Source organism: Paenibacillus hubeiensis, from assembly GCF_032334105.1.
Taxonomy (GTDB): domain Bacteria; phylum Bacillota; class Bacilli; order Paenibacillales; family Paenibacillaceae; genus Paenibacillus; species Paenibacillus hubeiensis.
Genome location: NZ_JAVYAE020000004.1, coordinates 32,735 through 58,864 on the forward strand (window position 1 = coordinate 32,735; position 26,130 = coordinate 58,864).

The 26,130-nt window shown below is 52.4% G+C and carries 17 protein-coding genes; 4 read left to right on the top strand and 13 right to left on the bottom strand.

Annotation, left to right across the window (positions count from 1 at the left end; genetic code table 11):
* Both RSX24_RS13450 and RSX24_RS13455 read left to right on the top strand, forming a co-directional pair.
* Complete coding sequence (locus tag RSX24_RS13450; RefSeq protein WP_343260914.1) at nt 1–300, top strand: metal-sulfur cluster assembly factor; 300 nt, start codon at nt 1–3, stop codon at nt 298–300.
* A 23-nt stretch (nt 301–323) separates the two neighbouring features.
* Nucleotides 324–665 carry a cupin domain-containing protein gene (locus RSX24_RS13455; RefSeq protein WP_343260915.1) on the top strand — a complete coding sequence of 114 codons (342 nt, stop codon included), beginning with the start codon at nt 324–326 and terminating at the stop codon, nt 663–665.
* Between the two features lie 147 nt (nt 666–812).
* Here RSX24_RS13455 and RSX24_RS13460 read toward each other — a convergent pair whose 3' ends face one another.
* From RSX24_RS13460 to RSX24_RS13510, 11 genes are all read right to left on the bottom strand, one after another.
* Nucleotides 813–6,788: an invasin domain 3-containing protein gene (locus RSX24_RS13460; protein WP_343260916.1), complete on the bottom strand. Its 5,976-nt coding sequence runs from the start codon at nt 6,786–6,788 to the stop codon at nt 813–815.
* 220 nt (nt 6,789–7,008) lie between these two features.
* The gene (locus RSX24_RS13465; protein ID WP_343260917.1) at nt 7,009–9,603 is read right to left on the bottom strand and encodes a winged helix-turn-helix domain-containing protein; all 2,595 of its coding nucleotides are present in this window, start codon (nt 9,601–9,603) and stop codon (nt 7,009–7,011) included.
* Nucleotides 9,604–9,898: 295 nt separating this feature from the next.
* Nucleotides 9,899–11,839: an FtsX-like permease family protein gene (locus RSX24_RS13470; RefSeq protein WP_343260918.1), complete on the bottom strand. Its 1,941-nt coding sequence runs from the start codon at nt 11,837–11,839 to the stop codon at nt 9,899–9,901.
* Nucleotides 11,814–12,584 (bottom strand): ABC transporter ATP-binding protein, encoded by a 771-nt coding sequence (locus RSX24_RS13475; protein WP_339273115.1) that lies wholly within the window; start codon nt 12,582–12,584, stop codon nt 11,814–11,816. The genes RSX24_RS13470 and RSX24_RS13475 overlap by 26 nt, the downstream gene beginning before the upstream one ends.
* A gap of 176 nt (nt 12,585–12,760) precedes the next feature.
* Nucleotides 12,761–13,750 carry a sensor histidine kinase gene (locus tag RSX24_RS13480; protein WP_343260919.1) on the bottom strand — a complete coding sequence of 330 codons (990 nt, stop codon included), beginning with the start codon at nt 13,748–13,750 and terminating at the stop codon, nt 12,761–12,763.
* Complete coding sequence (locus RSX24_RS13485; RefSeq protein WP_343260920.1) at nt 13,747–14,457, bottom strand: response regulator transcription factor; 711 nt, start codon at nt 14,455–14,457, stop codon at nt 13,747–13,749. The genes RSX24_RS13480 and RSX24_RS13485 overlap by 4 nt, the downstream gene beginning before the upstream one ends.
* A 100-nt stretch (nt 14,458–14,557) precedes the next feature.
* Nucleotides 14,558–15,592: a diacylglycerol kinase catalytic domain-containing protein gene (locus RSX24_RS13490; RefSeq protein WP_343260921.1), complete on the bottom strand. Its 1,035-nt coding sequence runs from the start codon at nt 15,590–15,592 to the stop codon at nt 14,558–14,560.
* Nucleotides 15,589–16,629, bottom strand: coding sequence for an SPFH domain-containing protein (locus RSX24_RS13495; protein ID WP_236411933.1), 1,041 nt, complete (start codon nt 16,627–16,629; stop codon nt 15,589–15,591). The genes RSX24_RS13490 and RSX24_RS13495 overlap by 4 nt, the downstream gene beginning before the upstream one ends.
* A 245-nt stretch (nt 16,630–16,874) precedes the next feature.
* On the bottom strand, nt 16,875–16,997 hold the full coding sequence (locus RSX24_RS13500) for a hypothetical protein (protein ID WP_290371397.1): 123 nt from the start codon (nt 16,995–16,997) through the stop codon (nt 16,875–16,877).
* A 1-nt stretch (nt 16,998) separates the two neighbouring features.
* Entirely contained in the window at nt 16,999–17,526 is a 528-nt protein-coding gene (locus RSX24_RS13505) for an accessory gene regulator B family protein (RefSeq protein WP_343260922.1), read from the bottom strand.
* Nucleotides 17,474–18,178 (bottom strand): hypothetical protein, encoded by a 705-nt coding sequence (locus RSX24_RS13510; RefSeq protein ID WP_343260923.1) that lies wholly within the window; start codon nt 18,176–18,178, stop codon nt 17,474–17,476. Before RSX24_RS13510 ends, RSX24_RS13505 begins: the two co-directional genes overlap by 53 nt.
* A gap of 488 nt (nt 18,179–18,666) precedes the next feature.
* Here RSX24_RS13510 and RSX24_RS13515 point away from each other — a divergent pair, with 488 nt between their 5' ends.
* A complete protein-coding gene (locus tag RSX24_RS13515; protein WP_236411930.1) occupies nt 18,667–19,380 on the top strand; it encodes a stalk domain-containing protein in 714 nt (237 codons plus the stop codon).
* A 220-nt stretch (nt 19,381–19,600) separates the two neighbouring features.
* On the opposite strand, the gene RSX24_RS13520 is transcribed toward RSX24_RS13515, so the two are convergent.
* On the bottom strand, nt 19,601–20,365 hold the full coding sequence (locus tag RSX24_RS13520) for a YheC/YheD family protein (RefSeq protein ID WP_236411924.1): 765 nt from the start codon (nt 20,363–20,365) through the stop codon (nt 19,601–19,603).
* A gap of 195 nt (nt 20,366–20,560) precedes the next feature.
* Between RSX24_RS13520 and RSX24_RS13525 the strand changes: the two genes are divergently transcribed.
* Nucleotides 20,561–21,376 (top strand): DUF6492 family protein, encoded by an 816-nt coding sequence (locus RSX24_RS13525; RefSeq protein ID WP_236411923.1) that lies wholly within the window; start codon nt 20,561–20,563, stop codon nt 21,374–21,376.
* A gap of 178 nt (nt 21,377–21,554) precedes the next feature.
* Here the strand turns inward: RSX24_RS13525 and RSX24_RS13530 are convergent, their stop codons facing one another.
* Entirely contained in the window at nt 21,555–25,928 is a 4,374-nt protein-coding gene (locus tag RSX24_RS13530; RefSeq protein ID WP_343260924.1) for a glycosyl hydrolase 53 family protein, read from the bottom strand.
* Nucleotides 25,929–26,130 lie beyond the last annotated feature (202 nt).

Below are 26,130 nucleotides of genomic sequence, written 5' to 3' on the forward strand. Positions count from 1 at the left end.
ATGGAACAGACACCGAGTCTGCTGGAAAGTCTGAAAGAAGTCTACGACCCCGAGCTCGGGGTCAACATCGTTGACCTGGGTTTGGTATACGAGGTGAAGGAAGAGGCGGAGCGGGTATATGTCCGCATGACCTTGACGACGCCCGGATGCCCTTTGCATGACACGATCGTTGGCGCCGTTCGTTGGGTATTGCAGCAGAAAACCGGCAAGGACGTAATCGAGGTGGAGCTTGTTTGGGAACCGCAATGGACCCCGCAGCTGATGTCGGATAACGCCAAGGAAATGCTGGGATACTTCTAATTCGTTCACAGGGAGGAATTTCAATGCTTATTCAATCCTTATTTGAGGTCAAAGCATTCGACGATGAACGCTTTACGAAACGTGTCTTGTTCAAACAAGGCGACGGTGTGACGTTTGCGCTTCATTTTCGGCCGGGACAACAGCTTCCCGCGCATAAACATCCAGGTACGGACGTGATTCTGCTCGTCGTCGAAGGTTCCGGCGCGCTGATTCTGGACGGTGAGGAACATGCCGTGGAGCAGGAAGATGTCGTCTGCTGCAGCGGCGACACGGAGTTTGCATTCCATAATACCGGCAACACCGAAGCACGACTGTTTGTTGTGCTGAACAAAGTGCCGGGCGCTTCTTATGCACAGAACGTCTAATTGCGCGCGGCATATCGCACTTGAAGTTTCGCTGCCGCACCATCGGCGTTTGCTTGGAACACTTCGAAACGGTTCCGGACATATCAAAGGCAGTTGATCGCACCCGATCAACTGCCTTCTTCATACACAACGATTCATCAAGTTATATCAAAGTGAACCGGTTTCCTGAGCTTGCACTTGATCATTGGACGAGAGTTCCATCATCCGTTCAAGCAGCACAGCAGCCTCTGCCCGAGTGACCGTCCGTAAAGGCTGCAGCCTGTTCGACGGATCGCCAGCCAGGAGATTTGTTTCGGTGAGCTGCCGGACCGCACTCTGTGCCCACGCCGAGATGGATGCCTGATCCGAGTAAGGCAGATGTGCACCTGTCTCTTTTACGGGATATCCCATAGACTCAAGTGTTCTGGCCAACATAACGAACAGTTCCTGGCGGGATACACCGGCTTCCGGACGAAACGTCCCGTCCGCATAACCATGAATCCAGCCCTCTGCATACGCAGCCTGCACGTCGCTGGAATACCATTGACCCGAAGCATCGCCAAACGGTTCGGACGTTCCTTGCTTGCTGGATCCAAACATCCGGACCAACATGCTCGCGATCTCGGCTCGCGTTACAGCACGTCCCGGCTCGTACTTTCCTTGGCCTGTGCCTTGGACGATCAATCGGGTCGCCAGCCGTTCGGCAGCACCCTCGGCCCAATGCCCGGACATGTCCGTAAATGAAGAGCGGACTTCGAGCACCGCGTATAACTGTCCGGAGTTGATGTGAAACTCCAATGCATCGTCGCTTGCTTGCGAAGGTACATAGCCGAGTTTCCCGGTAATCGGATCCAGCGTGGCTGCAGTTGTTTGCTTGTCCCCCTGGACCATGGCCCTGCCGATACGGAACTTGATCGAATGATCGGTAGAAACCATCGGCGCCGCATTACCTTCTCGATCCAGAGTTTCCATCGACAGAACAAACGGTTTCATCCTGAGATTTGCCCCGAGTCTGCCGGCTATGTTCTCCACATTGGATTGGACCTCACTCTCCGCTTCTCGCAGGGATATGCGAATCTGTTCTTGAGAATCGGACAAATCTTGATCTCCGATCTGGCCCAAGGGCAGAACGATGGTTCCAAGAGGTGTCTTCCATTCCACAATCAAATCGTCGTTGATCATCCTTAACTGATTCAGGACGGCTTGGGACGTCAAGAGGCTCCATTGGCGGCTGCCTTCCTCGGTATCGATCACAATGCGTCCGGACGAAAGCTCCTCCGAACTCAACCGAACAAGCTCACGCTTGGTTTCGTCGAATTGGATCTCAAACTCGAGCATCTGTTCCGGATCATGGTTGGTCTCGATCGAACCGGACGGCGGGGACGTCGGTAAAGTCACGCTTCCCGCTCCGTTCTCTCCACTTCCCGTTCCAGGCTGGGGAGGAACGGTTGCAGCCGAAACTTTAACATCGGCGGATGCGCTCAACCCTTCGAACTCCGCGTTTAATCCCGTGGTTCCCGCCCTGATCCCGAGCAATCGGCCCGAGGCGTCTATGGCGGCAATGCTGTCGTCTTGCATGGCATATGCCGCTTCCGCAGTCACGTCTTTCGTCGTTCCGTCCGAATATTCGGCAACGATGTTAACCTGGGCACGCTTGCCTTCCTTTACCGAATAACTCGGTTCGGCGAACTCCAACCGGGTCGGCACTGCAAACACCGTAACGGGCACGCTTGCCGTCAGAGGACCGGATTCGCCTGCGTATACCGCCTGAAGCACGGTTTGTCCCGTTCGAAGACCGGTGATATACCAGTCCCCATCATCGGCTTGAGACACCTGTATGATGCCGTCCTCATACTGAAAATCAACATCGTCCGTGCGGTCCGATGCCTGATCTTCATAGGTGACCTCTACGACCGTACGAACAGATTCCCCCAACGGTATTCGATAGGACGAAGGCGAGAACCAAATTCCATCCGTAAAAGCAACCTGTGCTTTGCCCGAAACAGGCTCACCGTCGATCCAGGCCTGAATGTCAGCGATCCCCGCTTCCGTTGAACGAAGTTCCGCCGTGTATGTCCCAGGACGGACATAGGTTACTTCGGTGACGGTTCCAAGCGTAGATTCGAGCCGGACTTCGCCGGCGGCAGCATTCCCGTATGCATCCCGTACGCTAAGTTCGAGCGACGCATGCTCCGATCCATTGGCCGGCACAGCCGGCCGGTCCACCGTCAGAGTAGACGCGAGTGCGGACGGGACGTCCGGAAGCCATTCTACTTGGAGCCTGGAATCAAGCAGGATACCATCGATCGTTGCCGTAATGGCAGCGATTCCGGCACGGGTCGACGTTAACTCGGCAGTGTATTTGCCTCCCCCTGCATATTCCGGCGCCGAAAGGCTGCCTAACGAGCTGTAAAGCTGCACGTCGGGCAGAACGGCTTCATCCGTTAACGCATTGCCTGAGGCATCCGTCAACTGCAGCGTAATCTTTGCGGACTGGATGCCGTTTGCGGTCGAACGTTCGGTATCAGTAACCATAGACGAGGTTGAGGGCGAAGCTTCACCAGGCAAGAACTGCACTTCTGCTTCCGTGGGCAGCATCGCTCCATCGATCATGGCCGTGATCGTTGCTTTACCGGCCTGGCTCGATTGGATTTGGGCCGTATATCGGCCTTGCCCGGCATAAACAGGCGCGGTAAGACTGCCTAGCGTGGCAGCCAATTGCAGACGACCCGCACCCTCATCGGTGATCAATTCGTTGCCATAGGCGTCCTTCAACAGCACCGTCACTTCCGCACTGCTTCCCGGATCCGTCGAGAGGACGCTGCGGTCCACCGTCAACGTAGATTGATCTGCTGCAGGAGGACCCGGAAGAAATTGTACGGCAGCGGCGTTCACCATAGGGACACCATTTAAAACGCCGGTGACTTCAGCAGTTCCGGCCGTCGTGTCTGATGTCAATATCGCCGTATATGTGCCGTCCTGCATATCCAATACCGAACTCAAGGTGCCTGCCGTGGTCCGAAGATCCACTTGTTCTCCGCCCGTTGTAAGCAGGTTTCCGAATTCGTCCTTCAGCTGCAACACAATCGATGTCGAACTCACGCCGTTGGCTATGATTTGAGCGCTTTCGGCCATCAGGTCGGAGGTCTTGTCCGAAGCTGTGCCAGGCACGAACTCGACATGGACCGAATGATCCAGAATCTGACCGTTCACGGAAGCCGTGATCGTCGACGTACCTGTGAAAGTGCTCGAGGTCAGGACCGCACTATAGATGCCGTTCCCCTGATCTTCCACCTGTGTCAAGGTTCCTGCTGAAGCAGAAATTTCTACCTGCTCCCCGCCAGGGGTAACGGGATTGCCGTAAGCGTCCTTCAAATGTACCGTAATCGTAGTCTCGCTAACGCCGTTCGCCGTTAAGAAGGAATCACTCGCTTCAACGGAGGAGGCCGCAGCGGATACATTCCCCGGTTCAATACGGATCGTTAGCGTCTCGGGAAGTCGTGAACCGTTTACCGTGGCGGATAATTCGGCGTTCCCTATGCTCGTCGGAGCGGTAAAGGCAGCCGTATATGTACCGTTCCCTTGATCCGTCACGTTGCCGACTTGTCCCTTGTCCGCGCTAATGGCCACCTTGTCTCCGCCGCTTATAAGGCGATTCCCGTAAGCATCGAACAGCTGGACGGTCAACTTGGCTTCGCCTGTTCCGGCGGTTACCTGCTGACGGTCAGCGATAAAGGTAGAGCCCGCGGCAGAAGCCGGACCCGGAGAAAATTCAACAAAAGCCTGTTGAGTCACCGCAGCACCGTTCAATTTCGCGGAAACAGCAGCCGTGCCGACTTTGATCTCACTTTTAAGCGTCGCTGTGTAGCTGCCGTTGCCAAGATCGGTGACTTTGGACAGGACGCCTGCCGTTGTATTCATGGTCACTTGTCCGGCGTAAGCCATCCAATCGTTGCCGTAATCATCCCGGATTTGCAGCTTGATCTGGGTAAGGCTTGTCCCGTCGGCAACAAGGATGGGTTGCTCAGGGATAAGCGTCGATTTCGAGAGGGATGCCGCACCGGGCTCAACCGTGACTTCGGCTTCATCTTTTAAAGGGACCCCATTCAACTCGGCACGGATCGTTGCTTTGCCCGAAACCGTACCCGCCTGCAGCGTAGCCGTGAACGTTCCATTGTTCAACTCGCTCACCTTACCGAAACTTCCCAAAGTCGACTTCAATTTGACGGTGTTTCCGCCTGATGCAATAGGGTTCCCATAAGCATCAAATAACCGGAGGGTAACTAACGTACTGCCCGTTCCGACTGGAATCGTATTTGCCGATGCGCTGATGGTCGATTTGTCTGCCGAAGCCGGACCGGCCAGAAATTGAACCGTTGCCGTTTGCCGGATCGGGACTCCGTCTACCGATGCGGAAACCGTGGCAGAACCGACGGTTGTCGGCGAGGTTAGTATCGCGGTATACGTGCCGTTGGCGTTATTCCGCACCGTTCCGAGCGTCCCGGAAGTCGCGGAGAGCTTCACGGCATGGCCTCCGGAAGTCAACGAATTGCCGTTTGCATCCTTCAGTTGTACCGTAATCGTGGATGCGCTGCTCCCGTCCGCCATGATGGACGAAGGGCTTGACGACACGGTCGATTTCTCGGCCGAAGGTGGCAGGGGCACCAGCGTGATCGTTGTCGTTGCGGTCATGGGATAGCCATTCAGCGTACCGCTGATGACAGCATTCCCGGTCGTTGTTGATGCCGTAAATTCGGCGGAATAGGTGCCGTCTCCATGATCGGTGACGGGTCCAAGCTCGCCGAGGGTAGCCTGAAGCTGCAGCCTACCCTCACTTTTTCCGATCGGCAGTTTACTGCCTTCGAGCAAAGTAACGGTGATTAAAGCTTTGCTTTCGCCATCCGCAGTAAGCCGGTTCTGGTTCGAAGTCATTCGCAAGGTAGCGGGGTATACCTGTATGGGACTGGTATAATAGATATATGTCGCTTCATTGGAAATACCAAGCTCGCCTTTCGAAGTCCATCCACCGCCCCATATGGTTCCGTCTCTTTTGGTGACGAGCACATGAGTGTCTCCAGCCGCGATGTCGGACGCATCGTTAATCAAACGTGTGGCCACTTTCAGATTTCGATTCTGCATGCCCCACCACCATGCGGAACCGTCTTTCTTGAGAACCACGGTGACCCGACCTCCGCCTGCCAGCTCTGCCACGTCGGTTAACGGGACAGAACCGGTTTGCAGCACCTGCAGGGCCTTGGTGCTGCTTGTCACGCCATCCCCGATGCCCAGGTTATAATTTTCATTATACCCCCATGCCCATACCGTTCCGTCGGACTTCAAGGCCAGTCCGCCCAAACGATGACCCGTGATGCCGACGATATCGGCCAAGGGCTGATCGGAGGCATCGATGACTTGGACCGGATATACGGAACTATTGGTGGAACCGTTACCCAACGAACTCAAGCCACCGAATCCCCATGCCCACACCGTCCCGTCGTTTTTCAGGACCATCGAATGATAATCTCCGATGCCTACGGCCTTGACATTCGTAAGATAGGAGCCGCTGGACTGTTTCAACTGTACAGCTCGCGGAATTAGATAATCGTTGTAATCCGTTAATACATTCGACGAATTGGAACCCCATCCCCATACAGAGCCGTCTTCTTTTAGCGCCAGCGCATGCGAGTAACCTGCGGCAATGCTTTGCACTCCTTGGATCGGGGTTCCGTTGGACTGCATCACCTGCACTGCCCGGTATTGGTCATCGAATGCCCCATTTCCAAGAGTCCCGCTGCTTCCCTTGCCCCAGGCCCAGACGGTTCCATCTTCCATTAAAGCCAGTGAATAATAACCGCCCCCTGCCACCTCTTTGGCTCCCGTTAGGGGGGTTCCGTCGAATTTGGTGACTTGGACCGGACGAAACGAATTTTGTGTCGTGCCGTCGCCCAACTCACCCGCGCTGTTATCTCCGAACGCCCAGACGGCACCGTCTGCGGCGATAAACAGCGAATGCAGGTATCCTCCCCCGGCGGTTTTGATGGAGGTCGATAGACCGGAGGCCGCCTCGGCAGGCCGGATTGCAATCTGCGGCATCGCCAGCGCGAAAACGATCAGGACCAAGACGATTTTACGTAATAAGTGCAAATAAACCTTCCCCTTCGTGTTGATGGATGCCATTCTCGCAAGAATAAAAGACCGGCCCGCGAACCGGGTCTTTATTCCTATCGACATCCTATCAAAGCCTGCCGTGGCCTACAATTAACTAAAGTTAACTCCCGGGATTTTAAGCAGGGGAAGCAGCCGCAATCCGGAGGATCTCCACCCGTGCTGCGGCTGTGCGGAACTTTACTTTGTAATCTGATACCTATCCTGGATAAGGCGGAAATGCGAGAGGTACCGGAGTGGTTACCAGAACAGCCTGAGTCCGGGTGCGCACGCCAAGCTTGTTGTAGATTCGGTTCAGGTACACCTTGACCGTGCCTGGCGAAAGCCCCATCTGATCCGCGATCTCGCGATTCATGCAACCCAGATGAAGCAGTTTGACCATCTCGATTTCTTTGGCGGTCAGTTCATAACCGTCGATGTCAAGCTGCGCCTCCGCTGCTTCGCCATTCCCTTCCGCTTTCAGGACGGACAACAGCTCGGCGGCGTAGGATTTCAACGCAGGTTGGTTATCGAATGCCGAATGGACCATCATTTCTTCCAATAACCGTTGCATCCAGCCTCCTTCGTCCACGAAAGTACGGGTATAACGAAATGGCATCACACGTTGAAGGGCAGTAGAGATGCGTTCTGCCGCTTGTTTTCTTTTGCCTTGAACCAGCTCCCCCCAAGCTTGCAGGACTGACGACGAGACGGCCACGTTGGCCATACCCGATTCCTCTGCCAGCAGGGAAAGCTGCATCAGCAGCCTCTGTCCTTCATCCGCCCTGCCCTGGGAAAGCAGCAGCCTTGCAAGAACAAGGGTCTCTTGAATCGACCCTAGATGTACCCGATGATCCGGGGAAAGGTGTATCTCCTTGAATCGCATTTCAGCCTGATCCACGGCCCCTTCTGCGAGGTCCATCTCGGCAAGAAACGTTATTAAGGACCGATGCCAAGGCATGTCGGGTACGCGATCCATTCGCTGAAGCGTCTGTTCGACGATCACTCTGGCACCTGCACGGTCTCCCGACGCCACACTTAACCGGGCCATCATCAAACGGACGGGAACGAACAATCCCGGAACCTTCAAATAGCGCCCCTTTGCCGTAATCCGGTCCAACAGCGTTCTGCATCGATCCAGATCATTCCACTCGTAGTATCCCTCGACCAATGACTGCATGACATATTGGCACATCAGCGATTCTTCCCATCCATTCTGTTCCAGGATCATTGTTATCCTTTGCCCCAGCTCTGCCGTCGTTTCTGTCAAGACGCCCCCGAGGCCAAAGGTAGTATAGCGGACGAAGGGCTGGTTGAAGTTATAATTAAAATCGAAAAAAACCGGGTCCTGCGGAAGCCGAAGCTGAAAAGATTCGGCAAACCGAAACCATTCCTGGAATTGGCCAGAATGAAACGCCGCATTTCCTTTGACGAAAAACAGTCCGCTCAAGAGCTCCAACTGTTCCGGCTGCAAAGGTGTTCCGAACAATTCATTTTCGATCGTTTCCATCATCGTACGCGCATCCTCGTGCTTGCCCAGCACCGAGCTTACGAAAACACGGACCAGCCTGATCCGGTCTGACACCGGAAACTTTGCCGGGAAGCGCGCAAGCCAATCATGGAGCAGGGAAAATTCCCCCCGCTGAACGAATCCATGAAGATGCTCCTCCAGGATTGCGGAGGCTGCATCATAAGCTTTGCCTGCAAAAGCAAATTCCACCGCTTCTTCATGCCAGCCCATGCGTGCATAAGCCTTGCTGGTATTCCGCTTTAATTCAAGCCAGCGCTCCGGGGAACGCTCTCTTAACCTCGTTTCGTAAAAATGGCCGACCAAATGATGATAACGAAAGTACCCTCCTTCAAGGGGGATCAGAAACAAGCCATTACTTTGCAAAAATCCCAATTTTTCTCCGCATTCCGCAAGACCGGTTACCTCCTCGCACAACATGGCATTGAATCTGGCCAAAGCGGACGTTTCCAGCAAAAAACGTTGGACCTGTTCATCCAATCCGTTCCATATCTCTTCCAACAGATATTGTTCAATATATTGGTCCATATCGAGATGCCGAACCCAATCGGCCCACTCCCCGCTTGGCCGCTGCTGAAGGGAAATCAACGCCAGCTGAAGACCGGCAGCCCAGCCTTCCGTGCGCTTGATCAGCACATTCACCCATTCCTTGGGAAGTTCTCCACCCAGGATCGTTTTGCACATTTCCTGCGCCTGTTCGGCCGTAAACGCCAATTGGAGTGCATTGACTTTTCGCAGTTTGCCCTTGACGTTCCACGTCTGCCATCCCTTAAGGGGCGGTTCTGAACGTGAACCGATCAGGACGTGAATGTTCGCCGGCAAATGATGAAGCCAGTAATTCAGGGTTTCATGAATCTCTTCATTCCAGATTACATGATAATCATCAAGGACAACACAAATCGATGGTTGGATATCGTATACATCGTTAAGATACTGGTCCAGAAACGGTTTCAACGAGCGATCGGCATACTCCGCAAGCAGCGATAACAGACGGTCACTCGCGCCCGCCGTCAGGTAGGGATGCAGCATATGTACGAGGTAACGCCAAAATCTCCGCAAATCATTATCATGTTCATCCAGCGCATACCATGCGATCTGGTGATTGCCGCTGTGCGCGATCTGCGTCATCGCTGTTGTTTTCCCACTTCCGGCAGGTGCGGTGATCAAGGTGATTCCTTGAGGCAAATCTCCTGCTGAAGGTGGTTGAATCAGCTTTCGGTTTATCCAATGTTTACGGGGTTCGGGGACTTCCAATTTGTATTTCATGATGTCGGGGTTCGCTCTCAATGTGTTGCCTCCGTTCGGGATAATAAAGAACCAGAATGCAGCTTGTTACGGTCATAACTAAATTGAAAACGAAATTCGGCTTTCATTCAAGTCCTTCAGCTAATCTTAGCATGCAAATGCACACCTAATTCGACGCCCTTGCCGGCAAGAAGCCGCTCAAGCCCTTGCGAAGCACCTCGTTATGTACCGCCCGTAAACGGACAACGGCCCGGACACCCTTGATAGCAATCAGGGTTCCGGGCCATTTATGTTTGTTGAAAATCATGTCAAGCCGACCATATGCTCCAGCATGTACTCATACCATCTTTTTGCGCAAGGAGGAAATATAGCGACCACGAATGATGAAAAAGTAAAGGGTCTGCAAGCCGAGGAACGCCCCGAAGACGCTCAAAACGGGCACCGTATAATCCGTAACGCCGAATTGGGTCAGAAACGGTTTGACAACAACGAGCGTTTCGACGATGGCCGTCAGCATCGGGAAGAAAAACAGGATCGCAATCTGCACGGTGGACGAACGTTTCATCTCCTGAAAACTCAAACCGATTTTCGACAAGCCATGCACCATCCTCCCGTCCGCCTCCAGATCGGTATGCAGCCTGAAGTACAGGAAGCTTGCCGAAGAGAGGGAGAACACAAGACCGATCATCACACCCAGAAACGTAATGATCGAGGTGGCTTCCCGCGTATTTTCAAAGTTGGCGTATCGGGTTGCCATGTACCCGGAAAAATCGTATTTCTCGGGATCCATTTGCATGTCATCGTCCAATGCCTGCAATTCCCTGCTAATCCGCGCCTCAGGCGAATGGTTGGCAGGTATGTCTTTGCCCCATGACGGAACGCTGTACAACAAAACGTTGGCTCCGGAATTCTTTTCTCCCACTTGTGAAAAGTCCTCATCCGGCAGAACCAATACGCTTGAAGCAAACATGGTATCCCAATACATAGCGTCCTTTATTGACTTCGCAATCCGTACTTGGGTTGAACCCGATTCCTGCTGGAGCGTCATCATCTCACCGGCTGCATAGGAATGAAATGTCGTATGGCTGTCCATTTCCGCTGAATTGCGCGAGTCGATAAATATCCCTTTGCCGGACGCGAGCTGCTCAGCCTGCTTTCCGCGAAGTGCATTGATGCGATTGTAATCGCTGAGCGACAACAGTGCCGTATGGCTGCCCTCCGCTACGCCCCAATCATAATGTACGTAAGCTCGTTCATAATTTACGCCTGCCTGTTTAAAAACAGAATCAATGATGCCAAAATCCTCGCCTTCCTTAGCATCATAGATGCGGTACTGAACCGGGAACTCGCTTTCCCGAAACTTCTCCCGATTATCCTGGTCCAGCGATAAAATGACGACCGCGCTCATCGAAGCCAGGGCGATCACGACCGTAACCATGAACAGCATACGTGCATTATCCTTGATTTTGTACGCCATTTCCGACACCCACAAGAGGCGTGTCCCCTTCCATCCCCAACGCCGGCTTCGCTTCAGCAATCGCATGACCAATACCGAGAGCTGGGAGTAAAAGAAGTACGTTCCCGCAATGCCACTAATCGCAGCGATCACAATGTTCAGCTCTTGCAGGTCATCGTACAGTGCAATGAACCCGGTCGCCAGCAATCCAGCGCCGATCAGCGAGAACAGCCATGACACCCTCGGTTCTTTTTTCGGCCTGCTCGTTCCGGTCAATAGATCCAGCGCGCGCCTGTTTCCAATAAACGCCAGGGTAAAGAGCGAAACGCCGACAAACAAAAGCATAAACGCCCCTACCGTCAGTCCAATCGCCTTCAGTGGAAAATAGAACGGCAGATCCTCCATGCCAATGAAACGGGTGGCCACCATGAGAAACAATTTGGATAAAAGCATGCCGCCGGCGATGCCCGCCACGATCGACACGGCTCCGATCAGCATATTTTCCAGCATGATCAAGCGCCGGATCTGGCCCGGCGCGGCACCAAGAATCGTTAAAATGCCGAACTCCTTATTTCTGGACTTCAGGAATGCGCCGATCGAATAGATGACAAAAAAGATGGCAAACACGTATACAATGCCTGATGCAATCCCCATCCCCACTGATGTCGTCTCTCCCATGGGCATAGCCTTCACCGAAGGATGATAGATAAACATCGCATAGGCAAAAAAGATCATGACCATCACGACACTGCTCAGGAAAAAAGCAATGTACGCCCGCCCGTTGCGGCGAATGTTGTTAAACGCGAACTGAGGAAAGCTCATGCGAATTCCCTCCCCAGAAAGATAACGTGTCGATGATGCGCTGGAAAAACGTCTGGCGGTTGTCACCCCGGTGCACTTCGGCCGCGAGCCGGCCATCTTTGATGAATACGATGCGGTCACAGTAACTGGCCGCAAGCGGATCATGCGTCACCAGCATGATCGTCGTTTTTTCCTGCTGGTTGATCTGCTCCAGCGCTTCCATGACGGCCTGGGATGATGCCGAGTCGAGCGCTCCCGTCGGCTCGTCCGCAAGCACCAGGGACGGTCTGTTGATGATCGCCCTGGCGATGGCCGTCCGCTGCCGCTGGCCGCCGGAAATTTCGAAGATGCGTTTGTTCCGAATCTGATCGATCCCCAGCCGGGTCGTGATCGCTTCCAGCCTGTTCTCCATCTCTTTCAGGCTGACGTTGTCCAGCGTCAAGGGAAGCACGATGTTTTCGGCCACGGTCAACGTGTCGAGCAGGTTGAAATCCTGAAACACAAATCCGAGCTCACGGCGGCGGAATTTGGCCAGCTCCTTTCTTTTCATCGCAAACGGGTTTTGTCCATTGATCTTCACCTCGCCCGAGCTTGGGTCGTCAATCGTCGAGACCATGTTGAGCAGCGTTGTTTTTCCACTCCCCGAAGGTCCCATAATGCCGACGAATTCCCCTTGCCGGATGCTCAGATGTATATCGCTAAGGGCCTGGGTCTGCACCTTTCCCGGGTAGGTTTTGTTTAAAGCCGTAACTTGAAGCATATCCATTTTCTCGTGTTCTCCTTCGTGATTGGTGTGTTACATTACAAGCATATCCGCCCGCAACTTGCCGTACCATCGATTTACCTTAAACTTTCCTTACACGGCCTTTAAGGTTGTGTTCCCATCACAAAAAGGCGCTTCGCCCCAGGCAAGCACCTTGCTAAACTACGAATAATTCTCACTCATTTCGCCATATCCCAACTGAATCGCACCAGGGTGCCTTCCTCCGGCCCAGAAAACAATTCGACCCGGTTGTCGAGGCGTTTGCTGATTTCACGTACCAAATACAGGCCCATCCCCGTCGATTCATGATACTGCCTGCCGCGCTCCCCCGTAAAATACGGATTGAACACCCGCTGAATGTCTTCGGCCGAAATACCAATGCCCTGATCCTGGATGTCCAAAATGATGCGATCATTTTGCGAATAAGCGGTCAAGGTGATCTTTTTGTCCGAACCGCCCTCCGAATAGTTGACGGCATTGGTTAAAATCTGAGTCAACATAAAGCGCAGCCATTTGGTATCGCTATATATTTGCCATTTCGGTTCAATATGGATTACCGGTATCACTCCCTTACGGATAAACAGGCGGCGATTTTCGGCGATGCTGGCTTTGACGCTCTCCAGCAACGAAATTCGCTCTACCCGGAAGTCTCCTTCGAACTGTTCCAGCCTGGACGAGTGCAGCACCATTTCCAGCCCTTTGCGCAATTTGTCCAATTCGTCCTGAATGCTGCCGGCGGTCTCGTCTTCCACATCCTCCAACGTGAGCTGAATGATGGATAACGGCGTTTTCATTTGATGCACCCAGCGGTTCATGAACACGGTCTGCTGTTCGCTCCGTGCCCGCAGTTCATTGATTTCGTTCTGCTGCCGGCGTTCCAGTTCAGATACCAGATTCCGGGTTGCGAGCGCAAGCTCCGCATCGCCGAGCGAATGATACGGTTCGCGAACGAGCCGTTCCGGCTCCTGAAGCGCAAGGTACACTTCACGAAGCTGGATATAGCGCACGACCAGATACACCGCAAGCACCGCGGTGCCAAGCAGTACGCCGTACAGCATGATGCTTGGCGGCCTCTTTTCGCCGGAAACCCAGTATACACACGGAACAAGCAGCATTTGAGCAACATAACATCCGAGCAGAAGGCGGTGGTCTTTCAGAAAAAGCCTCATGCGCGTCCTCCCCATTCGCCATCAAGGTCAAGCAAGCGATATCCCACACCCCGCACCGTTTCCAGCGCATCTCCCGCTCCGAGCTCTTTCAATTTCCGGCGTACCCGCGTAATATACACGTTGAGCGTGTTGTCGTCGATGAAATGCTGGTCCTCCCACATCACATCCAGCAACCTATCCCGGCCGACGACCCGTCCCGCCTTGTTCATAAGCACCTCCATAAGCGCTGCTTCCTTCTGCGTCAATTCGACCGAGTTTGCTTGATGCTCCAGCACGTATCGTTCCGGATACAGCACCAACGCGCCATTCGCGATTTTCGGTTCTTGCTGAACGGCGGCATACGTTCCATAGGCTCTGCGCAGCTGGCTCCTGATTTTGGCAAGCACGACTTCGTATTGAAACGGCTTCGTGATATAGTCGTCCGCTCCGTTCTCCAATGCCATCACCTGATCCATGCCGCTGTCGCGCGCGGAAATGAACAGGATCGGACAGATCGAATGCGTGCGGATTTGCCTGCACCAATAAAAGCCGTCATATTGCGGCAAGTTCACATCCATCAATACCAGATCGGGTCCCCGTTCAGCAAATTCATGCAAAACATCGCGAAAATCCCGCACCATATGCACCTGAAACCCGTTACGGGTCAAATATGCGGCCAGCAGCCCGGCAAGCTTGGTATCGTCCTCAACCAACAAAATCGATTGCATGGTCAACCCTCTTTCCAATCCCTGACATCACTTACTTCATCCAGTCTACCATTCTAGCCGGAATTGATATGGAAATAAAGGGCCGGCGGTCAACTAGCTCTTAGATCACCAATTGCCCACGCTTCTCCGCAAGGCTGATCGTCGCTTCGATGCCTGAATTGAATTCCAGGAAGTCCTGCTCCACCCCATCGCTGAAAATAACCCCATCCTCCGGCATCTGCGATACAATGCGCAGGGGCTGGCGCGAATGGATCTGCCCGAAGACAAGGTCTGCCGACGTCGTTCGGCTCGGAAACGGCTCGCGCACCGTGAAATACAAATACGGTGCATCCCAGCCGAATGGGCTGCTGATGGAAGCTGTTTGGCGATAGGTTTTATCCGAGTCTTCATTTCCATGCTCCCTGTCCTGCAGCTGCATCCAGGCCTCGGAACGAGTGATGCCGGATGCCCCGGCCAGCACGCTTTTGAACCAGCCCGTCGATCCCATGCCCGTCGACACGATGATGCCGCTGGAAGATTGCCGCTCATGGGCCGGGCCAAGATGCATTTCATATCTGGCGGAAACATGGGTTTTGCGGCCAATGAACAAATCGTTGACGCCGTACAGCACCTGCCCGTCGTTCAGTTCGGCCTTGGCCAGCGTCACTTCCTTTACCTGACGGCGCTTTTGCATGACATCCGGGATGATCAGCCCCAGATCCTCGGTCGTAAAAGGCAACAACACGCCTTCCCATCGCAAAGGATCCGGATTGACGCCAATCAAGGGCTGGCCCGTGACATACTTGAGCGTGTTTGCCACCAGGCCGTCCTGACCGACAACGACAACGATATCCTGCTCGCCAAAAATGAAGTTGGGCACATGCTCCCGCTCGACGACCTGCACTCGCCCAAGCTGCGCCAGCTGCTGCCTGACTTGCAACACCGCCTGCTGATAACGTCGGTCTTCTTCCATGTAATCGCTGAAGTCCGCACCCATCCGCTCGATATAAAATTGGGCTTGCTGCACAGTATTGTACCTGACGATCAGTTCCTCAAGCCTTGTTTTGCGTTTGATAAGAACCAGCTTGTTTTCGGTCATTCGCCCCTGTTCCGCAGCTGGCGCTCCGGCGTTCTGTCCGCTGTGTCCCCATCTCATCTTGCCCGGCCTCCCTGCTCGCGCGCAGACGGGGACATCAGTCCTTGCAACAGGTCCGGCGAGATGTTCAGCTGCCCGATTTTGCCGGCATTCTCCGCAAGCTCCTGAAACGCAAGCGCGATCAGCTTATCCGAATTCATGCCCATGTTGGCCATCGCCTGCAGCACGGCCGGTTCCACGTCCTGCAGCGATTTCATGACGGCCGCGAGCGCATATGCCTTCGCGTCCGCTTCGGCGTTCTGATTCGCCACCGTCAGCTCGATGAGCTGCCGCTTGCGCTCCTCCATGCCTGTGTCGAACTGCAGCTGCTCCTGCTGCATCTCGTTCTGCTTCTGCCTTACCGAACGCTCTGCCTGCAACTGGGTTTCACGAATTTGCCGCTTTTTCGTTTCCACCGCGATCTCCGTATTCAATTCGTTTTCCTTCACTTTGCGTTCCTGCTCGATGGAGGCATTGCGACGTACATACAGCGCTTCGTCGGCCTGGCGCAAAATCTCTTCCCTCGCCTGTGCTTCCAAGGCACGCATCGTCTCCTTATTGGGCAGAATGGCCAGAATGGACAGCCCCATTAATTCCACGCCAAGCTTCTCCAATTCTTCGCTCTGGGCCACCTCTTGTTTCATATTGCGCGCCAGCCGTTCGCTCGATTGGATGGCTTGGCGCAAGGGCATCTGTTCCAGATGTTTTTTGGTCAGCACTTTGGCGATCGTGATCACCCGCTGGTCCAGCTTGCCGGGATCGTCGGAAATATGCTGGTGTTTGCGCAAATTATAGGCATAATTGAGGCTCTGGGTAATTTTCATGTAATCCACGATCCGATAGCTTAACTGCCCCTGAACGGTAACCGTCTGATAATCGGCGGTAATCTCTTCGAACATAAAAGGCACATCCACGGACGAAACCGGCAGCACCACGACCGAAGTCGTCGGCTCATAGTAATAGAACGACAAACCTACGCCCTGACGCTGTACTTTACCGTTCTTGATCTTCATTACGTACTCGCTGGGCTGAAACTTGACGAAGCGAAAACCAAACATCGCTCATTCCCCATTTCTTAATATAGTCATTATGATATTATCGAAATGATAACAAACAAAAACGTTAATGTCAATATGACAATATCACTAAACGTAAACAGGTTTCTTCCTTTTCGATCTTGGACTCGAGAAGGCTTTTCATGCTCCGATGCGCATCGTATCATTTTCAGAAAAAACAAAAAGCGAAGGCCGTAGGAGCCATCGCTTTATTAAACACCTATTATTCATCGATCATTCATCAAGAATCATTTCTTTTTCAGTGCTTCGGGCATTTTCATCGCTCCAACAATGCTTTTGCGTTTCTCGGAAGATTTCTTTGCTCCTTTTGTAAGGCCTGCAGCAAACACTCGCGCTATTTTTTGATTCAATTTAATCACCTCCTTCCCGTTTGGTCCATACTGGAAGGATGAGAATGGCTTGAATAAAAAATGCCCATGTTATTTCTGATGACTTGACTGCAAAATTGGCGACTACGAGCCCGGCTGAAATCCATTTCAGCCATCGATCCCACGATGTTGGATTGACATACTCAAATTCGTTTGGCGCATAAAGCAATACAATAATAAGACTGATTGCATTCAGTACAAGCATGGCTTCTACATTCAAATGGATCAACGGAATGATCGCCGCAACAACTCCCGTTACAACAGAGCAGATCGTTATCGGCAGATGCACTCCGCCTGAAAACTTTCTCAGCATCACAAATGAAAACAGAGCGATCAGAGCTCCCATAAACGTCCCGAATGCCAACCCTAAAAGGATGGTCAATAACAAACCTGTATACCAATTAAGACGAAGGCCCAGCTCATACTCCAAAATTTCAACGGTTCCAGGTCCTTCAGGATCAGCTGCTTTTATGCTTAGCGCGATACGCCTCGACAGCCGCTCTAATATCACCTCGTTCCCTCCTTATGGAAAAGAAATAGGAAACTCCAAACGTTAAAATGGCTAGAACTAAAAGCCGTGTTGGATCAGAGCTGTATAATAAGATCAACGTCATGCAGATCATAAATGCAGAAATGATGGTTCCTATTAAGTAAGGTAAATTAGTGCTGGATAAGTAGTTCTCTTTTGTCAAAAAGTCATGCGGTGGCCTTATGATAAATGAGAACCCATAGTCGAAGATGGAGAGCACAAAGCCGATCGCATAGGTAATCAGGATGGAAGCGGACTGAAGCAAATAAACCATACTTCCCTCATTCTGTTGAATCACGCTTATGTGCATAACATCAAAAAAATGAAACAGATGGTAAATGGCCATTTGTATTGCTGCATAAGCGGATATTCCCGCCCCAGCTATAAAAGCGGACAAGTGCACTTTCAATTCCATCCCAAACCGTAAAAAAAGCACGAAGAAAATATACTGCAAAGGTAAATCCAGCTTTGGCGACTCTAAAGTAATGCGAATCATATACGAAAATGTAGAGATAAAGAAAACGAAATATGTAATTTTGACGCCATACGCTCTAAACGGTAACATGTACAGTTTCAGCATCAATAACAACATCGCTAATGCATCAAAAAATCCAAGGATAATATAAATGACCACGGTTACTTGGCACCATCCCTATTAGAATAACTATTGTAGTTATTATAAAGGAACGTATGGCAATTCCATAGCCAATTTAATACAGATGGATACCATAAATCGCTATTATTTCTTTTTTATACAAGGAACGTTTGTTCTTATTATAATGTAAATATAGCATTTTTGTAAAGGATAATATTGTTATTTAGAAAAGGATACATCATGAGTTCTCAGAAACGATGTTTCAACTGATCGCTGTCATGTTGCTGATTTGGCGAGGATTTCAGCCCACGTTCGTTCATAAGCTCATCCCGCTTCAATCTAAATCATCGTCATTACTTCACAAACATCATACATAATTGAAACTTTTTTTGAGTGAAGCCATTATAATTTCCATCACCGAAATGTAAATTTAAGTAATTAAACCCATGCTAGACACTGTCCATTTATTTGAAATCATACAATAATGAGATATAGCAAATACATATACTAGAAAAGAGGAGATTGACTTGAAGAACAACACGTTCAAAGGAATTATAATAGGTGCTTCTGCAACCCTTCTACTAACCTCTGGGATTGCTTATGCAGCTGACTATCCTTTCAGTAAGAAACTGACTGCAGTGTACAACAACATTAAAGTAATTGTAGACGGCGTAGCAATAACACCAAAAGATGCAAACGGAAATACGATCGAGCCTTTCATTGTAGACGGTACTACATATCTGCCAATCCGCGGTATATCTTCAGCTCTAGGAAAAGATGTTAGTTGGGATCGGACGACTGCCACTGTCTCCATTGGAAAACAACAGGGAACTGGTAAAATTGTTGGCTTGCACCAACTCACTCCTTGGGAAGGCAAGTTTGAATGGGATGATAAATTAACAGCCTTTGAAATTCTACAAGAAAAGATTCAACCATCGTTAAACTTACGTTCAAATGGGGATCAGGCAGTGTATTTATTAAAAGGAAAATATAAAACGATTTCAGGAAATTACGCAGTATCAGACAAACTGGAAGACGGTTATCTTCGTTCAGTAGTAATCACTGTTGATGACCAAAAAATCTATGAATCCCCGACTCTTTCAAGAGGGATGGAACCGATAAATTTTAATGTTGATGTAGTAGGCGGGAATAAATTGACGATAGAGTTTAACACGCATGGAACGCCTTCTTCATCGGAGCCTTCCAAACTTTGGGATGTTAAACTCACCGAACTCAACTAATATTTGTTCAATCACATCCAACGTTTTCATCATTTCCCTCATAACAGCACATTAATGAAGGCACGCTATGAGGGAAGTGTGTTTCTCCTAATATACTAGAGGCGCTTAACTTGAAGGGAGTTATTCCTGCAGGGGGCATTTTGGACAAAACGGCCCTTACGCGCAAAAAAGCCATTTAACGTGACGTTTTTTGTCTGCCGCTGTTTTTGGATACTCCCTATTATTTCGGCTCGGTTTGCAGTTTGCGATAACAATGAATGACCCTGCGGTACATCGCTTTATCCTTTAATTGATTGAAAATATAAGGGTCTGGCTTGATGTTCACCTCAATGATCCACGGCTTCATCATATGATCCAGGCCAAAATCCACGCCGATCTGCTTCAGATAAGGGTATTTTTTCTTCATATGGCGGGCGATTTGCAATCCGAGCTCATTCATATCCCGAACCACTTGTTCTCTACGTTTTGAGGAAGCATGCGATCCCAACAGCTGGTGAATGTCCATCGGTTTGCCGCCGCTGTGATAATTGGTCACGATTTTCGCGGGGTGGCCCAGCCGACCGATCACCCCGGTAGCTTCCCACTGTTTGTTCGGATTGATCTGGACCATGACCCGGATATCAAAATGCCTGTTGTTGTGCTTGAGCAGGTGGATTCCTCTCTGAACCAGGTACTCCTTTTTCCCTACACGTCGATTCAGGCTGGCATGAAAGGAATCGAAGTCCTCGAATGTCCAACGCCGCTGCTCCCATTGATAGGCATAATGCCGCCGCCCCGCCACTTCCGCTTTGATTACGCCTTTTCCATGCGTACCGCGCTCGGGTTTGACATAAACCATGCCGTATTTGTGGATCATCGATTTCAGATTGGCCGCATTATATCTCTGCGTATCAGGAACGAACGGCCTGATGTAATCGTTACTGAGAATCGCCTTCGTCTTTACCCATTTGCTGCTTAATGGCTGCGATTTACGGACTACCACCACGCTTCCTCTCCCCTCATTCGATGAAAGACTTCCTGCCTCCTCATTAAGACCATGCATTATATGCATAAGGGAATCGGACACCCTACGCAAACGCCCCCGATTAACGAAAATGGATGCGTTCATGCGCCCTGACCATCTCCCTCATGCACACATACCATGAACAAAATGAAAACCAACGCGCAAGGAGCTGAAGAAATGGCCGTTCAGGCTAAAGCGGAAGCCAACAACTCGACCCGAATCGACGTGCTGATCCCCGCGATCGATAAAGACTTGAATACCCTTCCCCATGTCATCGATAGCGTTCGACGCCATGTCCGGCATCCCATTGGTCGAATTTACATCGTATCTCCGGAGAGCAGCGGTATCCGAAAGCTCTGCTCCCGTAAAAACTGTACGTTCGTGAACGAACGAACCGTCCTCCCGTTCACCAAAGACGATATTCATTATCAATCGTCCCGGTGGAACCGGTCGGGATGGTTGTACCAGCAACTTTTAAAAATGAACGGAGACCGCGTCGTCAAAGCGCAGCACTTCCTGGTCATCGATGCGGATACCGTCCTGATTCGCCCCCACTCGTTCATGACCGGTAACAAAACGGCATTTTATTGTCGCGATTGGAGCCAACCCGAATATTTCAACACGTACCGCAAGCTGCTGCGCAGCAAAGCCCCTCGGCCCCGTTCATTCGTCACCCACTACATGCTGTTTGAAAAAACGGAGCTCGCTTCATTAAAAAAGAAAATCGAAACGATCCACCGCTTGCCGTGGTATAAGGCAATCCTGTCCAGCATCAACAAGAAGAAGCAATTCGGCTTTTCCGAATATGAAACCTATGCCAACTATATGTACTCAAGTCATGCCGAGCGCATGATCCTGAGGAGCTCGAAGAACAAGAGCCTTTCGAAGGACGCCTCTTCTTTATCGAATCAGGAAATCCGCACATTATCACGTCGATACCGCTCATTGTCCTTTCACAAACGGAAAATCTACAGCAAAGCTCCAAGAGCTTAAGGAGGACCTCGTGGAAAGAGCGCAAACGATTCCATTCCCCGATGATCCGAAATTCAGGCGGATGCCTAAAGGCTTGTTGGCCTATGGTTAACCGAAGGTCCGTCAGTTAACTGATCGGACTCCCGCAAACGGAAAAAAATCGGGCCCATTTATGGCCCGATCCTTTTGACGTTCCAACTTAGTATAACTGCCGCAGCATACGTGCAGCAACGACGGCACCCTGCGCCCGGCTGGTCGTCCCTTGCGGCTCGAACCTGCCATCTGCCATGCCTTGGAGCAGCCCCAGATCCTGCATGGCCGCGACCGCCTGTTTCGCATACGCGGAAATGCTTTCGTCATCGCTGAATCGGGAAGTCGCCGCTGCTGAAGCATTCGCTGCCTCGCCACCGTGCATAGCTTGCAGCGCCCGCTGCAGCATGACGGCCATCTGCTCTCTCGTCACCGGCTCATTCGCTCCGAACGTGCCGTCTGCTTTGCCGGTCACGATGCCCATCTGCATCCCCCGACGCACCGCCTCGGCATACCACGCATCTTCGTTCACGTCCGCCGGAAGCAAAATGCTCTCCTTTTCGTGATTCATGTCGTCCAACGCGCCCGTAAGCAGCTGCAGGAATTGAGCCCGGGTCAGCGCTTCTTGCGGTTTGAAGCTGTCCCCGGTCATCCCCGACACGACGCCTTTGCCGTACAGTTCACCCACTTCGTTCAAAGCCCACGCATGCTGCTGGATGTCATTGAACGGCACCGCAATTTCAGTCAGCACAAATGTGCCTTGCTCATTCGGTTTGAACGCAAACCGCTTGCCTGCTGCGTCATAATGACTGAACAGGATCGGCTTCAGCTTCCCGTTATCCCGAAGCGTCTGCATAATCAGAACCCGATGATCCGCGCTTGGCCCGGATAGCCCCTCCAACAGCACTTCAATGCCACGGTTCGTCCATGCCACGGGCTCTCCATTGACCGACAACCGGAGCTGTACGATCTCTCTCCCGCTTTTCATGGCCGCTTGTTGTTCATCGGTTGCATCCGACGACATTCCCCCTACTCGAATCTCCAGGGCTCCGGAAACGTTACCCTTCAGCGACTCAAGATCTTCGAGATATACGCGTACACGCGTCTGTTTGAACGATAGCTCCAACACCTGCAGCGATTCGGATCGTACCCATCCGGCGAATTGTCCGGCATCCAGCTTGAAGGTGACCGCTTCCGCGGAATCCGGCACATCGGCAATCAACGTCAATGATTTTTGCCCGCTGCCTAACGCCTTCACTTGCTGCGCCACCTGTCCAGGCGTCGGTTGAACCACATACTCTACGCCTTGGGTCAACGTGCCTTGAATCGACAGCGAAGAACCCTTCGGATCGTTCCCTGTCTCTGCAATGTTCGGTATCGTACCTTCATGGGCTGCATCGCCATGATTTCCGCTGCCGGATGTGCCCGGCTGGGAGGGCTGGGTTGTTCCTCCTGTGCCTGTGCCTGTTCCCGGGTCCGTGGTCTGCGGCTGCTTCACCAGTCCGTTGATCGCTCGCGACAATGCATCGTTGGCGGCGGCAAGCTCCGCCGAAGACGTCTCTTCATCTGCCAGCAGCGTATGTGCCAAATCCAATGCCTGGGTCAGGCCGCTCCAGCTCTCTCGCGTATAATCGCTCTGACGCAACGACTTCACCGCATCCACGGTGGAAGCAAGCGCGGAAGAATCTGCCGGGAACACGCCATACGCTTCAAAATCCAGGAATCCGACCCAGGTCGAACCTGCAGTGACCGTAACCCGGATATAACGGCCTTTCGTACCTTCCGGCAAAACATGCCTCGGGCTCGTCGACACCACGACGTCGCTCGTCGTATCGATCACCGTCGTGAAATGTTCGTTGTCATCCGACACGTCGATGCGGTATTTGATGCCGCCGCTCCACATCGACATTTCAATTTTGCGCAGCACGGCCGTTTGCCCCAGATCGACTTGCCACCAGCTGCCGACGCTCTGATCCGTTCCCCAGGACGTGTTCGGATTGCCGTCGATCGCGCCACCCGGCGAATTTGCCTGCCCGCCGCCCGTACCTGCACTGCTGGATGCTGTAGCCGTCTTGCCTGTCGTCAGCGTTTCCAGCGAAATCAGCCCTTCGGCCGCCCGCTCCAAATCAGCCAGCGACTGGCTCACCTCCGCTTGGATCGCATCCGCCTTGTCACGAACGGCGATGGCAGCCTGCAGCGCTGTTCTGAGCGCATGCCAACTTCGCTTCGTGTAGGAGGATTCCGCAAGCTGCTGCACTTCCCCGATTCGGATGGTCAGAGCCGTTTTGTCCACATCGGATAATCCCTGGATGGCCTTATCCAGCTTCTCTGCCGCCGCATTGACCTCGGTCTGCGTGGAACGCGGATCTGCCCATACACGTTCAGCCTGCTCCAGCGCCTTTGCCAATACCGCCCACGTCGCAGCAGACCAGTCTGCCTCCTTATACGTGCGAGCCTCCTCGATCTTCGCCTGAAGTGCGGTAAGATCGGCCGGAATGACTTCCATGTGCAGCATGACCTCTTCCAAAGCCTGTGCGGCAGCATCGGACGCCGCTTGGGTCAGCCCCGTATCCGCATAGGCTTGTTCGTAGACTTGGCGCGCCTGCTCGATCGCGGGTGCGAGCGTCTTCCAGCTCTCCGCCTCAAAATCGCTCTCCACCAGCGCTTCGGCACGCGAGATCGCTGCCCACAGCCGCTGCCGGTTGGCAGGCTCGATGTCCATGCCGCGTTTGTACACATCCAGCGAATCCAGGGCGCGTCCTTCGTAGGAGTAACCCCCATTGCCCGGATATTCGTCGTAATCGAACATGGCCTGGTTCTCCCACGCATCTCCTTCCGAAGCGATCCAGCCTACGTCCGCCGCGATCCAGGCCGGCTCCCAATAGAAAAATCCTGCGCCTTTGTTTCCCGGAACTTTGGCGATCATGTCCATGATGCCGGCGATGGCATCATATTGACCCTGTACCGTGGCGGGAAATGTCGCTCCGCCTACATGCAGCGATTCCGGCGTGCCGATAATGTTGCCATGGGCATCCCCGTTTTTGAACGAAAACGGATAGGACGTCTCCGCGATGATGACATCTTTTCCGTATTTCTCGGCGATAAGGTTCATCGTTGCCTGCACGTCGGCAAACGTGCCGTGCCAGAACGGATAATAGGATAATCCGACGGTGTCGTAATCCACGTTGCCCTTCTCTAGTTCGCCAAAATACCAATCGAACATTTCCGACTTTCCGCCCTCGGCCAGATGGATCATGATCCGCACCTGGTCGCCGCCTTCCACGTCGCGCACGCCTGCAATGCCGCTGTTCAGCAAAGCCGCGTTTTCATCAAAATTCACATTGCTGTTCAGACCGTTTAATACGCCGCTGTTGATCTCGTTACCGATCTGAACCATGTCCGGCATTGCACCAGCCGCTTTAAGCTCGCTTACCACTTTCTGCGTGTATTCCCGAACCGCTGACTTCAATTCCTCGAAGGACAGGTTCTCCCATGCTTTGGGGCGAATTTGCTGGCCAGGGTGAGCCCACTCATCCGAGTAGTGGAAATCGACCAACAGCTTCATGCCTTTGGCCTTCACCCGTGTAGCCATCCGAATGACATCTTGCTTGTCGTTGTAGCCATTCGACTTCTGCGGATCATTCCATAAACGAAGGCGAACATAGTTCACCCCCCGATCCTTCAAAATATCGAGCAAATCCCGCTTCGTACCGTCACTGTCGACATATGTACCGCCATTGTCTTCAATCGCCGTAAGCGTGGAAATGTCCACCCCGCGCGCATAATCGTCGCGATATTGCTGCACCGTGACCGTGGCGGAAGGCTGCACGGAGGCGCCGTACACCGTCCCCGTTACGGTAAAGCTGCCTGCTGCATCGTACTGCCCCGGATCGATCGCAGCCCAGTCGACGGGCACGGCCGCTCGTTTGCCATTGGAATAATGGGCATTTACCTCTTTCGGCAGCTCAGGGGTTACCCTTCTCAGCGTCGACACGCTAACCGAATCATAAGAAGTAATGTCCGCAGGCTCCGTGCCTTCTTCCTGTCCCCAGATTTGAAGCTCGGAGATGGCAGCCCAAGCACCGGTTTCTTTGTAAAATGGCATACTGACTTTCACGTATCTTGCGCCCGATGCCTGAAACTCCAGACTGGCCGTGCTCTCTGCACGATCATTGTCCGTACGGTCCACTTGTTTCGTCCACGTTTCCCCATCCACGGATGTCTCGACGGCATACCGAACGACCACATCCGAATCCTTCCAGGTCACCTCGGCGCCGGACAATGCATACGCCTCTTGCAGATCAACCATGACCCATTGCGGACTTTCCGCCGACGTTGCCGCCTTGGCCATCCAATGTGTATCCGGACTCCCGTCTACCAAATGCTCCTTCTTGCTGCCGTACTCCTGGTATTCCGAGCTTACCGATACCGGTTTGTTCAGGGCAACATTCACGTTTGCCGCGGCAGCGGGCCGCGCCGTCCATCCCCAATCACAGATGATCAGCAGCAAGGCCAGACAGCCGCATATGTACTTTTTGTTCACTTTCCGATCTCCCCCTCATGCATTGGCATGCCTTGATTTGTACAAGTGATGCATTAAATCACCTCTAATTGTAAGCGCTTCTATTTGGAGAGGAACACGGCATTTTGCAAAGGAAACAGCAGTTATTGCAACAAAATGCGCCTATCCTTCACGCGCAAGGCCCAATGCAAAAAGCCTGTCCCCCTGCCAGATGCCGGCCGGA

Excerpts from the sequence above, each read along its gene's own strand:
- RSX24_RS13450 (WP_343260914.1), top strand. The coding sequence starts at position 1 with ATGGAACAGACACCGAGTCTGCTGGAAAGTCTGAAAGAAGTCTACGAC.
- RSX24_RS13455 (WP_343260915.1), top strand. The coding sequence starts at position 324 with ATGCTTATTCAATCCTTATTTGAGGTCAAAGCATTCGACGATGAACGC.
- RSX24_RS13470 (WP_343260918.1), bottom strand. The coding sequence starts at position 11,839 with ATGAGCTTTCCTCAGTTCGCGTTTAACAACATTCGCCGCAACGGGCGG.
- RSX24_RS13475 (WP_339273115.1), bottom strand. The coding sequence starts at position 12,584 with ATGGATATGCTTCAAGTTACGGCTTTAAACAAAACCTACCCGGGAAAG.
- RSX24_RS13480 (WP_343260919.1), bottom strand. The coding sequence starts at position 13,750 with ATGAGGCTTTTTCTGAAAGACCACCGCCTTCTGCTCGGATGTTATGTT.
- RSX24_RS13485 (WP_343260920.1), bottom strand. The coding sequence starts at position 14,457 with ATGCAATCGATTTTGTTGGTTGAGGACGATACCAAGCTTGCCGGGCTG.
- RSX24_RS13490 (WP_343260921.1), bottom strand. The coding sequence starts at position 15,592 with ATGAGATGGGGACACAGCGGACAGAACGCCGGAGCGCCAGCTGCGGAA.
- RSX24_RS13495 (WP_236411933.1), bottom strand. The coding sequence starts at position 16,629 with ATGTTTGGTTTTCGCTTCGTCAAGTTTCAGCCCAGCGAGTACGTAATG.
- RSX24_RS13525 (WP_236411923.1), top strand. The coding sequence starts at position 20,561 with ATGGCCGTTCAGGCTAAAGCGGAAGCCAACAACTCGACCCGAATCGAC.